The sequence below is a fragment of the Desulfobacula phenolica genome (assembly GCF_900105645.1).
Lineage (GTDB): Bacteria > Desulfobacterota > Desulfobacteria > Desulfobacterales > Desulfobacteraceae > Desulfobacula > Desulfobacula toluolica.
On the sequence record NZ_FNLL01000006.1, the window covers coordinates 208,035 to 223,897 of the forward strand.

The 15,863-nt window shown below is 42.1% G+C and carries 11 protein-coding genes; 4 read left to right on the forward strand and 7 right to left on the reverse strand.

The window, feature by feature from the left end; all coding sequences use genetic code 11:
- Positions 1-9 precede the first annotated feature (9 nt).
- The 4 genes from BLT94_RS11825 to BLT94_RS11850 form a co-directional block, all read right to left on the reverse strand.
- Positions 10-456, reverse strand: coding sequence for a hydrogenase iron-sulfur subunit (locus BLT94_RS11825; protein WP_269764181.1), 447 nt, complete (start codon positions 454-456; stop codon positions 10-12).
- Positions 453-4,901 carry an FAD-dependent oxidoreductase gene (locus BLT94_RS11830; RefSeq protein WP_175530342.1) on the reverse strand — a complete coding sequence of 1,483 codons (4,449 nt, stop codon included), beginning with the start codon at positions 4,899-4,901 and terminating at the stop codon, positions 453-455. The genes BLT94_RS11825 and BLT94_RS11830 overlap by 4 nt, the downstream gene beginning before the upstream one ends.
- Positions 4,902-5,485: 584 nt before the next feature.
- Entirely contained in the window at positions 5,486-6,775 is a 1,290-nt protein-coding gene (locus BLT94_RS11845) for an AmpG family muropeptide MFS transporter (RefSeq protein WP_092234286.1), read from the reverse strand.
- Positions 6,776-6,808: 33 nt separating this feature from the next.
- Positions 6,809-7,648 (reverse strand): MBL fold metallo-hydrolase, encoded by an 840-nt coding sequence (locus tag BLT94_RS11850; RefSeq protein WP_092234289.1) that lies wholly within the window; start codon positions 7,646-7,648, stop codon positions 6,809-6,811.
- Between the two features lie 483 nt (positions 7,649-8,131).
- Between BLT94_RS11850 and BLT94_RS11855 the strand changes: the two genes are divergently transcribed.
- Genes BLT94_RS11855 through BLT94_RS11865 form a run of 3 tightly spaced genes read left to right on the forward strand, consistent with a single transcriptional unit; the run spans position 8,132 to position 12,039 of the window.
- The gene (locus BLT94_RS11855) at positions 8,132-9,979 is read left to right on the forward strand and encodes an acyl-CoA dehydrogenase (protein ID WP_092234292.1); all 1,848 of its coding nucleotides are present in this window, start codon (positions 8,132-8,134) and stop codon (positions 9,977-9,979) included.
- Between the two features lie 39 nt (positions 9,980-10,018).
- Positions 10,019-10,321, forward strand: coding sequence for a phasin family protein (locus tag BLT94_RS11860; RefSeq protein WP_092234295.1), 303 nt, complete (start codon positions 10,019-10,021; stop codon positions 10,319-10,321).
- 17 nt (positions 10,322-10,338) lie between these two features.
- Complete coding sequence (locus BLT94_RS11865; RefSeq protein WP_092234298.1) at positions 10,339-12,039, forward strand: ABC1 kinase family protein; 1,701 nt, start codon at positions 10,339-10,341, stop codon at positions 12,037-12,039.
- A 6-nt stretch (positions 12,040-12,045) separates the two neighbouring features.
- Here BLT94_RS11865 and BLT94_RS11870 read toward each other — a convergent pair whose 3' ends face one another.
- Positions 12,046-12,558, reverse strand: a complete 513-nt coding sequence (locus BLT94_RS11870) for a chemotaxis protein CheD (protein ID WP_092234301.1) — start codon at positions 12,556-12,558, stop codon at positions 12,046-12,048.
- Between the two features lie 498 nt (positions 12,559-13,056).
- Here BLT94_RS11870 and BLT94_RS22655 point away from each other — a divergent pair, with 498 nt between their 5' ends.
- Positions 13,057-13,167, forward strand: a complete 111-nt coding sequence (locus tag BLT94_RS22655) for a hypothetical protein (protein ID WP_175530344.1) — start codon at positions 13,057-13,059, stop codon at positions 13,165-13,167.
- Positions 13,168-13,349: 182 nt separating this feature from the next.
- On the opposite strand, the gene BLT94_RS11875 is transcribed toward BLT94_RS22655, so the two are convergent.
- Together BLT94_RS11875 and BLT94_RS11880 are read right to left on the reverse strand one after the other, a co-directional pair.
- On the reverse strand, positions 13,350-14,576 hold the full coding sequence (locus tag BLT94_RS11875) for a glycosyltransferase (RefSeq protein ID WP_092234304.1): 1,227 nt from the start codon (positions 14,574-14,576) through the stop codon (positions 13,350-13,352).
- Between the two features lie 2 nt (positions 14,577-14,578).
- Positions 14,579-15,862 carry an HlyD family type I secretion periplasmic adaptor subunit gene (locus BLT94_RS11880; protein WP_092234307.1) on the reverse strand — a complete coding sequence of 428 codons (1,284 nt, stop codon included), beginning with the start codon at positions 15,860-15,862 and terminating at the stop codon, positions 14,579-14,581.
- Position 15,863 lies beyond the last annotated feature (1 nt).

Below are 15,863 nucleotides of genomic sequence, written 5' to 3' on the forward strand. Positions count from 1 at the left end.
GTTACGGCTTTAAGCTGCCTTTTGTTTTTTTTTGTTCTGTTTTGCAACCCGGATAGGGCTTGGCCCCAATTTTTTAATCATATTATCCATCTCAATGGAATACTGGGCAAACAAAGGTCCTTCGCCGGATGACAAATTAAACATTTTCACACGGTCGCCTCCAACTCCGACCTTGTCAAGAATCCTGGCCGCCTGTTCAACTCGTTTTCTGGCCCGGAAATTTCCCTCATTGTAATGGCAATCGCCTTCCATACAACCAACAACATACACCCCGTCGGCTCCTTTTTCAAAGGCTCGCAAGATATGAATAATATCCACTTTTCCGGTACAGGGAACACGAATAATTCTAAAATTTGACGGGATCTTCAATCTCATGGAACCTGCCAGGTCCGCAGCTGAATACCCTCAAAAATTACAGCAAAATGCCAAAATAATTGGATCAAAATCTTTTGTCATATTACCCCCTCCAGCAAAGACTCAACCTTGCTGAGCAACTGATTATCTTCATACCAGTTTAATTTTATTGTTTTAGCAGGACATTCAGATGCGCACACCCCGCATCCCTGACACAATGCAGGGTCAATATAGCTTACCCCAAGTTCATTTATAACCGGCACATTATACGGACAGGATCTGACGCAAACCAGACATGCAGCACAATTTTCCTGCATCACTTCTGCGGTTACAGACGACAGGGTCAAAGATTCCTGAGAAAGGAATGTGGTTGCCCGTGATGCTGCTGCCATAGCCTGCGTAATGGTTTCGGTAATTAATTTTGGTCCGTGAGCAGTGCCACAGATAAAAATTCCTTCCGTGGGCGCTTCAACCGGCCTGAGCTTTACATGGGCTTCCATAAAAAAGCCTTCTGCATTTGTGTTGGTTTTAATAATTGTTGCAAGTTCTTCAGTATCCGCAGCCTTAACACCGGCGCTCAAGACAACAAGATCCGCACTTGCTTCCACTTTGCATCCCAGCACATGATCCGTGAATGTCACAGACAGCTTACCGTCTTGGCCTTTGGTTACCTCTGGTTTGTTTTCAGGATCAAACCGTGAAAAAATCACCCCCATATTCCTTGCTTTTGTGTAAAACTCTTCCAGCATGGAATACATTCTCATATCCCTGTAAAGAATAAACACATCTGTATCAGGATTTTTTTCTTTCAAGGCAATGGCATTTTTAACTGCACTCTGACAGCATACTCGTGAACAATTTGGATTTTCCTGGTTTCTTGAGCCCACGCATTGAATCATGATAACACGATCAGGATTTCCAACCTTGTTCTCCTCCATCATGTCGGATAATTCAAGCTGAGTGACCACAGCCTCGCTTTCATTGTAAAGAAATTCCGTGGGCTGGTATTCTGTTGCACCGGTTGCCACAATCATGGCACCATGGTCAATCTTTCTTTCTTCCATTGATGTGCCGACAAGTACCGTAGTATTAAAATTGCCTTTATATCCGCCAAACTCGACAATCAATGCCTGCTTAAGAATTTCAATCTTATCGTGATTCTCAACCGTGTCAATAAGCTCTTTCAAATAAGCTTTTATATCATCGCCTTCAATTGTATGGTGCAACCGGTTTCCAAGCCCCCCAAGATGATTTTGTTTTTCAACCAGGGTAACATGGTAACCTTGATCTGCAAGACCTTTTGCCGCCGTCATACCGGCCACACCGCCGCCAATCACCAATGCCTTGTCAATGACCGAGATTCTTTTGTCATGCAGCGGCCCTAATGTTGCCACCCTTGCCACTGCCATTCGAATCAGATCCTTGGCTTTGCGGGTCGCTTTTTCAGGCTCGTGAAAATGCATCCAGGAATCCTGATTTCGAATATTGGCCATTTCAAACAGATATTTATTCAAACCCGCCTCTTCCAGGGTATCCATGAAAATGCCTTCATGGGTCTTGGGTGTACAGGACGCCACCACCACACGATTAAGGTTGTGTTCATTGATAATTTCTTTAATGGAAACCTGGGTATCCTGGGAACAGGTAAACAGATTTTCACCGGTATACACGACATTGGGAAGTGTCTTGGTATAATTTTCAACCTCCTCAACATCAATAATCCCGGCAATATTAATGCCGCATTTACAGACAAACACCCCGATTCTGGGTTCTTCTCCTAAAACATCTCTTTGCTCAGGCATGACAACGGTTTTTGTGTTGGTATGACGCGCTGCAGCAAGTTTTATTCCGGCTGCACATGCAGACCCGCTTGCCTCTGTTATGGAAGAAGGAATATCCTTGGGGCCCTGAAAAGAGCCGGATACATAGATCCCCGGCCTGGATGTCTGCAATGGGTTAAAGGTTGGGGTTTTAACAAAATTATACTTGTCCAGCTCAACTCCTATCCTGTTGGCAAGAGCCACACTCTCTTCCGGAATAACAAGCCCCACAGACAAAATAACCATGTCAAAGACTTCCTGGTGCATTTTGCCTTCTTCATCGGCATAATTGAGAATAAGATTGTCTGTTCCAGGCTCTTCAACTACAGAATGAATTCTTGATTTTACAAACCTGACCCCTTCCTGGTCTGCGGCCCTGTTATAATACTTTTCATAATCTTTGCCAAAGGTCCGCATGTCCATATTAAATATGGCCGCATCCAGTTCCTTGTCGGAATGTTCTTTGGCAATCATGGCATCTTTAATTGCATACATGCAGCAGACCGATGAACAATAACCGTTACCGCACCGGTTGGTATCCCTTGACCCGATGCATTGAAGCCATGCAATCTTTTCAGGCTCTTTTTCATCAGAAGGTCTGACAAGATGGCCCATGGTGGGGCCGCCCGCACTTAAAATTCTTTCAAACTCAAGAGATGTCATCACATTTTGTGACCGGTTGTACATGTAGATATCATCCAGCCCTGACGGATCAAAGGTTGTTGCACCGGTTGTCAGTATGACAGACCCCACATTCAGATCTCTTATTTTCGGCTGTTCTTCATGGTTGATCGCCCCTGCAAGACAGGCATCCACACACTGGTAGCATTCCGAACAGATACCACAGGAAAGACAACGGGCCGCCTCTTTGTCAATGGCTTCTTTGGCAAGATTCAAGGTTACTTCCCTGAAATTGCCTTCTCTTTCTTCCACACTGATTTTTGCAGGTATCGGCCTCTGGAGTCTTGGGACATTATCAATATCGGGTTTTTCATAATCCCAGGATTTTTCTTCACGGCCTTCCATCAAATCTTCACCATTGATGAACCTGTGCATACTTTGTGCCGCAGTCTTTCCACTGGCAATGGCATCCACAACAGATTTGGGACCGTAAAACGCATCGCCACCGGCAAATACCCAGTCAATGGGCGTCTGCAAAGTCACGGGATCAGCTTCAAGTCCGCCGGGAGGCGTCAAAGCAATGCCTTGTTCATCTGCAAAATCCAGAACTCCCATCTGACCGATGGCCACAATAACGGTATCAGCTTCATAGCAAGTTAATTTACAATCATCATACCGGGGATTAAACCTGCCGTTTTCATCAAATACAGAGGTACATTCCTGGAACTCAACTTCACCTACTTTTCCGTTGGCTTCAATAAACCTTATGGGTCCAAGGCTATTGATAATTTTAACCTTTTCTTCAATAGCCTCTTCAATCTCATAATCCCAGGCCGGCATTTCATCCCGCTTTTCAAGACAAACCATGGTAACATCATCAGAGCCAAGCCTTCTGGCTGTCAAGGCAACGTCAACCGCCACATTACCGCCTCCGATAACCATGACCTTGCCGGTCAGTTTTTCAGCTGTGCCAAGGGCTGCATCCCTCAAGAACTCAACCCCCTTGATCACGCCGTCAAGGTCTTCGCCCTTAACACCCAACCCGCGGGAACCATGGAGACCTGTGGCCATGAACAAGGAGCTGTACCCGTCTTTTTTAAGACTTTCCAAGGTCACATCCCTGCCGAATTCAACCGAAGTTTGGATCTCAACACCAAGTTTTTCAATAACGTCAATTTCTTTTGCCAACTCAGCCTTGGGCAGACGGTATTCAGGTATACCAACAGCCATCATGCCGCCCTTGACCGGCAGTTTTTCAAATATGGTAACGGTATACCCCTTTTGCGCCATATAATAAGCCGTGGTAAGGCCTGCAGGCCCGGAACCGACAATAGCCACTTTTTCATCCCGCTTCTCTTCAACCTCAGGAATATACGGATCATCTTCTTCAAAATCCAGTTCAGCCAGATACCGGTGAAGGTACTGGATGGCCAGGGGTTCGTCCGCATCCCCTCTTGTACAAACCGCTTCACAGGGATGGTGACAGACACGGCCACAGGAACCGGGAAAAGGATGTTCTTGTTTGAACAGCTTAAGCGCTTGGGCATAATTGCCCTGATTCATCAAAGCGATAAATCCCTGGATACTCACATGAGCCGGACAAGTTGCCTTACAAGGGGCAGTAGATCTTTTGGAAATCCCATATGCACCCGGTATGGCTTGTTCGTATTGTTTAAAGACAGCTTTTCGCGGTGCAAGCCCCTGGTTGTGTTCACTGGGCACTTCCACAGGGCACACCTTGGCGCATTCCCCACATGACGTACATTTCAACAAATCAACAAACCTTGGATTTTCTTTCACCCTTGCAGTAAAATTTCCTTCTTGGCCATCAACCTCAAGAAGTTCCGTATTTGTCAACAATTCGATGTTCAGATGCCGGCCGACCTCGACCAGTTTAGGTGAAATCACTCACATTGTGCAGTCGTTGGTCGGAAATGTCTTATCCAGCCGTGCCATCATACCACCAATGGCATATGATTTTTCAACCAGGTACACATAATACCCTGAATTGGCCAAATCAATTGCAGACTGCATTCCTGCGATTCCACCGCCAAGAACCATGACAGAACCTGAAATATCTTTCTGTGGTGTTGAATCTTGAGTCATTAGTTAACCTCCTAACCGTTTAAACAAGCTTTACAGTTTAAAGCTATGAACCCTGTATGCTCTAAATTATTCCCCAAAAACAAACAAAGATCCAAACAAAAAAAACCTGACAATTGAATTTTCCTCAACTGATCAGGCTTTCATGTAATTTCCCGTTTTGACCGAAACACCTGCAAATCAGTTGTTCGCAAAAAGACATATAGAACCCGGTTTTTCCATGAGCCTTGAAAACATTGGCCTGATGCTTATCAAGGCTTAAAAACGGTATTCTGTAATAAGTTTTATCTGACCACGAAATTATTCTGATCAGTTTAATTATAGTCAGTTTATTTATATCGGTGCAATTGGGTTGCACAATATGCTAAAACCTTTACATATCAAGTAAAGCGGTCTGGTTATATAGAATACATCCATATCGTATAGTGTTTGCTAATCACCTGCTTCTAAGTAAAAAAACGGGTGTTTTTTGTCAAGCACTATTTTATATGAATGGTTTGGTCAAACCAATGTGAAAGGCCGGATCTGCCTGTGGCGACTGTGGCGATTTTTTTAAAAATCGGCTGCATAAAAAAGCTGATTTACACTCAAAATCCTTTTTCCAGAGCTTCGTTGCTTGCATTCCAGGGTGCAATTTTGAACAACAGCAGCATTCCCGGAACAGCAAACCCGGCACACAAAAGATAAAACAGATCCCACCCCAGATATTTCGCCATAAACCCTGTAACAGATGCGGCAAAAACCCCGGGAACAGCCATTAAACTTGTCAGCAATGCATATTGGGTAGCGGTAAATCTTTTGTTGGTCTGTATCGCCATATAGGTTGCATAGGCTGCCTGCCCAAGCCCCGTGGAAAAGAACTCAAACCCTACAACACACCCCAGAATAATCTGGCGGTAGTCCAGCCAGATCAATGAATTATGATCCATGACAATTAATATGGCAAAGAACGCAGTAGATAAGGCTTGAAGAACACCAAATACCCACAGGGACCTGGCAATGCCCAGGCGAATCATGACAGCCCCCCCGAGAATCACTCCGCCAAACAGTCCGAACATTCCGATGCCTTTGACAATGACAAAATATTCTGTTTTGGAAAACCCCATTTTAAGAATAAAAGGAATGGTCATGGCACCTGCCATATTGTCGCCTATTTTATATAATAAGATGAATAAAAGAACCAGCATAGCACTGTTGCGTTTGAAAAACTCAACAAAAGGTTCAACAACCGCCTCTTTAATTGAAACCGGCGGACCTTCATCTATTTTTGGTTCAGAAACAAACAAGGTTGTTAACATGCCAATTCCCATCATCAAGGACAAAAGGATGTGAATTGTGGCCCAACTGATGTTTAACTCCGTTAAAAGTGACAGACCTATTGCAACATACATTCCAAGACGCCAGGCATTCATCCATACCCCTGTGCCGAATCCAAGTTCATCGCTGGTCAGGTATTCGCGCCGGAATGCATCCAGGGAAATATCCTGGCTTGCCCCGAAAAAATTGATGCACAATGCCATGAAAACAATTCCAAACAGTGAATCTGAAGGGTCAAATTGCCCTATCAGTGCAATACTTATCATAAGCCCCAATTGAGCAATCAAAATCCACCCCCTGCGTCTGCCCAAAAAACATGGAACATATCCGTCCATCAACGGAGACCAGACAAATTTCAAGGTGTAAGGAAGACTTAGGGCGGAAAAAAGACCGATGGTCGTCAGATCTATATTGGACTCTGTCATCCACAATTTTAATACGTCCTTGACAATATAAAATGGAAACCCGGAGGAGAAACCAAAAAAAAACATGGCCATCATTTTCCAGGATAACATGATACGGACAGTGTGCAAAAAAGAAAAGTTGGATAGGTGTTTCATGAGTAGGGATTTAAGTCCCTGATCCTTAGATTATTAAAGATGGATTTCCATATTGCAGGGGACTGCAAAAAAGTCGAGGACGGCATTTTTCTTTTTCAGTTCAGACCGGCACTTCCGGACAATATTGTCCATCTGGGCATCGGTTCTGTCCTGATTCAAATGAAACAGCCCAAGTTTTTTCGCGTTGGCTTTTAATGCCAGATCCAATACATCCTGAATCGACGAATGCCCCCAACCCTTTTTTAAGCTATACTCATTTTCAGTGTATTCTGCATCATGAAACAAGAGATCTGTATTTCGTGAAAATTCCAGATACGCGTCAAAGCCTTTTCCTTCAGGATGATCAAATCCAAGTTCATTGTCTGTTAAAAAAACAAATGTTTTTTTGTCTTCAATAAACTTATACCCCAACCCTCCGCCGTTATGGCTGGTTGGAATGGTTTCAACCCTGACAGACCCGATGGTGAATGTATCGTTTAATGCAGTGTCAAATTTGATATCTGCTCTCAGATCCTTTAAACTGATCGGGAAAAAAGGCTGTTTCATAACTTCAGCCAATACAGCCCGGGTACTGATATCTGAAAATTTACGATCCTGTAATATTATTTTAACGTTACTGAATTGCAGCGGTCTGAAAAAAGCAATTCCCAAAATATGATCCCAGTGGGCATGGGTAAACAAAAGATAATACCGGGTGATCTTTTGTTTGATTAAGGAATTGCCCAGGCGACGGATACCTGTTCCCGCATCAATAATGATCGTTTCCCCTGATTTTGCAGTAACTGCAACACAGGTTGTATCCCCACCATACTTTTTGTATTTCTCACCCGATACAGAGATGGACCCTCTTGAGCCCCAGCATTTGATATCCATGTTTATTTCTGTATCACAACATAAATTCTTCGTCTACTTAATAATTGATTTTTTGAGCTTTAAATATTTTTGTAGTAATTGCCACAGGCAAACCTGATATTTCATTTAAGATTTGCCTACAACAAAACATGAAAGTCACTGTTTGGATTGTTAAAGACTTTCATATAGAAAAAACATATCAAAGACCCATCCATCAAAACAGATATTACAAAAAGAATATTGAATTCAATGGTGGAAAATATCGCTGTCACTCCCCCCTTGCCAATGCAAAAAAAAACCTGTAAAATCAAACTACTGTATTGTAAAATTAATTTTTTCGTATAACAATCAACCCGAAAACGTTGTTAACAATTTTATAAAAAAACGAAAAACTATCAAACTTTTCCACGCTCATAACTTGACAATGCTGTTTATTTTGCCTAAAAACCGACGGCATTGTTCAAGGTAAAACAAAAACAGTTACATAAAGGGAAGGACGAATATATGGCACAACTTATCTGTGACAGAAGAGATGTAGATTTTGTTTTGCATGAGCAGATCAAGATGGTTGAACATAAAGCATTTAAAGAGTTTAATAAAAAAGCCATTGACCTGATTGTCTCAGAAGCAAGAAACCTTGCCATAAAAGAAATTCTTCCCACGTTTAAGGATGGGGATGAGACAGGATGCAAACTTGTAAACGGCCGGGTAACAGTTCCGGAATCCTTTAAACGGGCTTGGAAACTCTATTGTGAAGGTGAATGGCTTGCCATGTGTGATGATCCTGATGTTGGGGGTCAGGGAATGCCAAAACTTGTCGGATGTGCCGTCCTGGAACACATGGTGGGTGCCAACTCAGCATTCATGCTCTACTACGGCATGACCCACGGTGCGGCCAAGCTGGTGGAAGCCTTTGGCACTGAAGAACAAAAAAAACTTTACATGAAAAAAATGTTTGCCGGTATCTGGGGCGGCACCATGGTTTTAACAGAACCCCATGCAGGATCAGACGTAGGGGCGCTGACCACCACGGCAACCAAAAAAGAGGATGGCACTTATTCTATACAGGGGTCAAAAATCTTCATCTCGGCCGGAGACCATGACCTGTGCGACAACATCATTCACCCGGTACTTGCCAGAATTAACGGCGCACCTGCCGGCACCAAGGGAATTTCCTTGTTCCTGGTTCCCAAATATCGTGTCAATGACGACGGCAGTCTGGGGGACTTCAACAATATCGTGTGCACGGGACTGGAACACAAAATGGGCATTCACGGGAGTGCAACCGCATCTCTTTCCCTTGGAGACAAAGGAGAATGCATCGGCACGCTCTTGGGAGAAGAGAACAAAGGCATGGCAGCCATGTTCCGAATGATGAATGAAGCGCGTGCCTTTGTAGGCATGCAGGGGTTTGCAGTTGCATCTGCATCTTATATGTATGCCCTTGATTATGCCAGAAACAGGGTACAGGGAAGACATCTGCTTGCCGGCAAAAATCCGGCAGCCCAAAATGTAACCATCATCCAGCATCCTGATGTGAAACGCCAGCTGCTGAACATGAAAGTCTACACTGAGGGTATGCGCTCCTTGATCTATTATTATTGCAAATGCGTTGATATCATACACACCACAGATGACAAACAACTCAAATCAGATACAATTGCACTGGTTGAAGTGTTGACCCCCATTCTAAAAGGGCATATCACAGACAAGGCATTCGAGGTATGCTCACATGGCGTACAGATCTATGGCGGCTATGGCTATATCCGTGAATTCCCGGTTGAACAGCTCATGAGGGATTCAAGAATTTTCATGATTTATGAAGGCACAAATGGTATTCAGGCAATGGATCTTATCGGCAGAAAACTTGGCCTGAATAACAAAAAAAGTTTTCAATACTTCATTAATCAGATGAGAAAGACTGTTGACGCAGCAAAACAAATTAAAAGTATTGAAAAACTGGCTGAAAAAGTCAACCATGCAGTATCCCGACTTGAAGCCCTTGCCCGGGATATCGGAGAAAGGGCCAGATCTGAAAAAGTCCTGAATGCCTTTGCCTTTGCCCATCCTTTTCTTGAAGTGACAGGGGAAGTCACTTTTGCATGGATGCATTTGTGGAGGGCATCTATTGCCGCACCCATACTTGCCCAAAAAATCGGCAGTCTTGAAAAGAAAACTGTTGCTGCAAAAGCTGAAAAAAATAAAGACATCGCATTTTACGCAGGCCAGATTGAATCGGCTAATTTTTTTATTCATACTCTTTTGCCGTCAGCTTATGGTAAGATGGATGCCATTCTGGAAGGCGACTCCAGTGTGGAAGATATTCTGGATGTCTCTTTTGGATCAAAATAACCGCCATGGCCATTTTTATATAAAATTATTGGAGGGAACATGTTTGAATATCTGAAAAAAAGTTTGTTAACCGGTGTGGGGCTGGCCTTAAGATCTAAAAACGAAATTGAAGACCTGGCAAAGGAATTTGCCCAAAAATCCAAAATGAGCCAGGATGAAGCAAGAGATTTTTTACAGGAATGCCAGCAAAAATATGAAGAAGCAAGGACAGGATTTGATAAAAAAGTTGAAAAAACCATAGAAAAGATCATGTTAAAGCTGGAGCTGCCATCCAAATCAGATATCAAAAAACTCAATGACCGGATTGATGACCTTACGAAAAAACTGTCTGACCACCCATGAGTGATTGTTGAGCTTTTATGCTGAGCATTAAAAAAATCGGCCGGGTAAGCAAGCGATACCGCAACCTGATGCGGTATCAGCACATCATTGGTGTCATTTTAAAGTATGGGTTTGAAAACATCATTGATGCCATGAATATTGAACGATACATTGAATCGGGCCTTCAGCTCATTCACGTTGTCAATAAACATGAAAAAGTAGAAAAATTTTCCAAAAACCAGCGCATCAGAATGATGCTTGAAGAACTTGGGCCAACATTTATCAAGATGGGCCAGATTCTTTCTTCCCGTCCGGATCTCATCCCCGTTGACCTCTTAAATGAACTTGAAAAATTGCAGGACCATGTTCAGCCGTTTGAATTTGAACATGTAAAAACCATTATCGCCTCTGAATTTGGCAAATCCCATGAAAAAATATTTGATTCAATGGAACAAACGCCTTTTGCCAGTGCTTCTATTGGACAGGTTCACCGGGCGCAAACCCATAATAAGGATCAGATTGCTGTAAAAATTCAAAGACCCGGCATACGGAAAACCATTGAAACAGACCTTGAAATCATGCTTCACCTTGCCTCCATCATGGAAAACAATATTGAGGAAGTAGCGCTGTTTAAACCGGTCAAAATTGTGGAAGAATTTGCCAAAACCCTTGAAAAAGAGCTGGATTACTCTATTGAAGCATCCAATATGCAACGAATGGCACAGCAGTTCAAAGATGACAAAACCATACAGATTCCCAAAGTTTATGACGCAGAATCCAGCGAACGGGTTCTGGCCATGGAGTATATCAGAGGAATCAAGGCGGATGATGTTGAGGCAATTGAATCCGCCGGACTTGATAAAAAACTGATCACACGGCGGGGGGCTGATTTCATCATGAAGCAGGTGTTTGAACATGGATTTTTCCATGCAGACCCACATCCCGGCAATATCTTTATCATGGAAAAAAACCGTATCTGCCCTGTGGACTTTGGGATGACGGGATTTATTGATCAGGCCACCCGTGAGGTTTTTGTGGATCTGATTCACAGTATTACCACCAATAATTTCAAACTCACCTCACGGCTGGTGTGTGAACTGGCTGAATATGAAATCCAGCCGGATTTAACACGTCTTGAAAAAGATGTGTCTCAATTTGTATCCCTGCACCTGTCAAAATCGTTAAAAGATATTAAAACCGCAAAAATGGTCAACCAATTCCTTGAAATGTGTGCGACACATAAACTTCGAATACCACCGGATTTTTTCCTGATGATAAAAGCATTTATATCCATTGAAGGTGTCGCTAAAAAGCTTGACCCTGATTTTGATATGATTTCCCATGCAATTCCATATGTGACGGCTGCAAAATACCGAAAGTTTAAAACTTCAAGAATCACTGAAGAATTGATGGGTATGGCAAGAGAATCTTATAAACTGCTCAGGATCTTTCCAACGGATGCTGTTGAGATCATGCGCCTTATAAAATCGGGAAAACTGTCTTTTGATATAAACATTAAAGGCCTGGATAAAATGTTGAACACCCAGGACCAGACCAGCAACAGAATTTCTTTTTCAATCATTATAGCGGCATTGATATTGGGGTCGGCAATACTTATTAACTCAAAAGTTCCGCCTATGCTTTTTGGGGTATCCGTGATCGGGATTGCAGGATTTCTTGCTGCTGCCGTTATGGGAATCTGGCTGCTGATCGCCATCATTCAAAAAGGACGGCTGTGATCTTGGCTACCTGTCACCTGAATACGGATACCAGTCCGACTCTCTCAACCGGTCCACCTTTAATATCGCAATTTCATAGGTGCCTGTATTAAAGACAATTTTCCTGCCCAATTCACCACCGATATCTTCTGAAACTATTTTAATTTTTTTCCCGGATAAAATATGCCTGGCTGTTTTCAAATTGTCTTTGCCAATGTCTTTTTTTGAATATTCCGGGTTAAACGCACCACCAAACAGTTGCGCTTCCAGGTTTGAAATATCAGATCCATTGGCTGCCATCATTCGAATCAAGGTCAGAACAGCAATATTTCCATACTGGGCCGTTGTTTTTTTCCGGGTTTCAATATATGGAAAAAGGAAATGATTCATTCCACCTGTTTTAAGGGATTTGTCATACAGACTAACCGCCACTGACGATCCCAATACAGTTGAAATCGTAGTGGGTCTGTCCGGCAGATATATATAGCCAGGTTTCAAAAAATAATCTTTGGTGACCTGTTTATCAGAATTTTGTGTCATTTTAATCTTTATTTTTAATCTTTATTTTTATCATCTGTTTTATCTTATTCTATCAGCCATATCAAGATCATCTCAGTTAATTTCTTATATACTATTGATATTTAATTTAGTGAAGCACAAAAATCAGACTCTTATCTGCAATAAAACCAGGAAATATCTGTCATCGGCTATAAATATTCGTTTTATGATTCAAAATTCAATAAGATCCACCGGAAAAAAATCACGCTACCTTACCGAAAGGACACATTGATTTTTTCAAAATAGCACCTTTTATGACAGGTCAACTATGCTAAACCAAAATATTTTTTTTAGATAATTGATATTTTTTTTACAAAAGACAGCTATTTTTTGTGCTTTATTATTAGATTTATTTTATTTTATAGTAAAACGTTTAAAAAAAAACAATCCGGCACTTCATGCGGCACCAATGAATAGCTTAATAAAACGACACAATTATTGCTAAAATTATTGCTAATTTGCTGAAGCTGAAAAGGAACATTGCAAAACGATTATTTCATATTAGTAGAGATAGGGAATGATTTCATTGCCGGAGAGGATGGGAATGATAATCTTTACGGTGGATCAGAAAACGATTCCATTAACGGGTAGACAAATGATAACATCCTTGATGGCGAAGACAGGATGACATCCTTTACGGAGGGCCTGGAGATGACCAAATCCTCAGAAAACAAGGTAACGATACGTTCAATGTTACCGGTTCATCATTGCATCAAAAAGCAAAACTGAAGAATTATCTTTACCCCATACATCCTGATAACACGAATATTCAATCATCCAAACTGTTTCAGTGGTTTACCCTGATGAATCAATTTTTTAATGATATCCAATTGCAGCGGAAGATTTTTTTCAATGGCATATGTTTCAGCAATAGTCTGTCTTGCTTTTTGCCTGACCGCCGTCATAAAAGAGGGATAGTCCAGGCATGCCACAATCTTTTCAGCAATTTTATCCGGGGAAGAGAAATCTGCAATGATCCCGTTGGCCCCATCCGTGATCACTTCCTTGACCGGTGCAATATCGGGAGCAATCACAAGGCATTCACAGGACATGGCGCAAAGCAAAAATTTTGAAACAACCAGAGGGGAATCCAGGCAGATATGAACAGCCGATGCCTGAAGGAGCCTTTTATACTCTTCATGGATCAACTCATCCATAAAATGAACCCGATCTGGATCAAGTTTGACTTTTTCAAGGATCAATGATTTATAAGATGCCTTGTTGCCGGATTTATCTTTTATAACAACATGATCCGCTCCCACAATAACCACATGGACATCCGGTTTTTGTTCTAAAACAGCCGGTAACGATTCCATGAATTGTTGAAACCCTTTATAAGGGGCCAGGACATTTGCCGTATAGGTGACCAGCTGGCCAACGCCGGACAGATCCAAATTACCGGTTTTAAATTTTTGATCCTTTCCCGGCTGAAACAAACCAATGTCAATTCCGTTATGAACCACGCTCAGTTTTGAATGAAACTCTTTTGGAAATTGGCTTTTTTGCCAGCCACTGGGACATATGCCATGATCACATGCATACAAATCGGCCAAAACCGGCAGATTCCGGTTTCTCAGTTTCATGCGGACTTTAAGATCCGGTTCAGCAGTTGAATTAAGGTTGTCAGGAAGGTTATCCTGATTGTGAAACCATTCAAAAAAGCATAAAAAAGGCGTGTCAGGAAAAACATCTTTCACATACAAGCATGTACCGGACCCGGAAGTTCCTATGATCAAATTTGGAATATAATTTTGTTTTTTCAAGCCGGCAAGAATATTGGCGACAGAAAGGCCGGGCGAAGTTGGAGGCGACGGGGCACCGGTTTTACGTCCAGGCATTTTTTCAGAAAAAATAATTTTTCGTACTCCGGGAATCTGCCTGTCCTTATTCTTGTTTACCGAAGTGATAAAGATGGTTTTATTGCGCTTATCCTTACCAAACATTTCTGCCAGAAATCGAAATTGACCCGGAAAACCGGGATGAATAAATACAATATTCACTATTACCGCTCCTGCATGGAAAAACTAAGTGTGTTCATAAACGGATCTACAATATAGTCCAGAACCGTTCGCTTGCTGATATGGATATAGGCAAGCAGAACCATCCCGGGATATAACTTATATTTTTGATCACCCGACTGAAAATAATTTTTTTCCGATTCAATGAGTACATTATAAAATGTCCGCCCGTTTTCACTGGTAAATGTATCCGGGCTAATGTTGACAATTTTTCCGGGCAACTTGTTATATTTACGGGCATCTGCCGTCGGCAGCTGCAACCATGCCGATTGATCTTTTTGTACATAGCCGATGTCGGATATTGACAGATGCGCCTCGATAATAAGCCTTTCCTCAGAGGGCACGATATCGGCTATGGTGTCTCCGGGCTTGATAACCCCCCCCTTTGTGACCAGATATAATTTTTTAATGACCCCATTAATGGGCGAACGAATCACCGTTCTTTTCAAACTGTCCTCAAATTTTTTCAATCTTACTGAAAATTCATTGTGTTCCTGTTGGGCTTGCTTGAGTTTTTCTATGGTTTTTTCTTTAAAGACATATGCCACTTCTTTTAAATTCGCCCGGGTTTCCGCCAGTGCATGATTTGCCTCTATCAAAGCTGACATGTCATTTTTAATACTCCCTTCAATTTCTTTGGTTTTGCGCATGATTTCAATATGCTTATAACGGGTTGTCAGGTTGTCTTTTAACAATTCTTCAGATAATGAAAGTTGTTCTTCAAGCAAAGGAAGACGTTGGCGCTTGTTTTCCAGATCAGACGCAATGGTTTTTATCCGCTGTTTTTTTTGTTCCACAATATTGGTCAATTTATCAACTTTGCTCTGCACACTGTTTTTATGGGCAACAAACAGTCGCCGGGCATCCTGAACCAGCCGGGGATGTTTTTTTTCATAACCATTTGGAAAGATCATATTTTCCAAATCATTTATCAAAGCGGTATACCGAATGATATCAACGGTTAACGCGTCCATTCTCATCAGCATTTCGTCAAGGCTTGCCCCGCTCATGATCTGTTCAAGCTCAATCAGGGGTTGACCTTTTATCACCTCATCTCCTTCACTTATGTTTATTTTCCGTATGATCCCTCCTTCAAGATGCTGTATATGCTTTATCTTTCCTGTCGGAACCACCTGCCCGTCTGCAACGCTGACAATATCCAGTTCACCGTGATAGGCCCAATAGACAAAACTGATACACATCAAAGCAATCAAAACAAAAAAAGCATGTGTAACACGACTTGGATTTTGAGCTTTAGAAAAGGACATA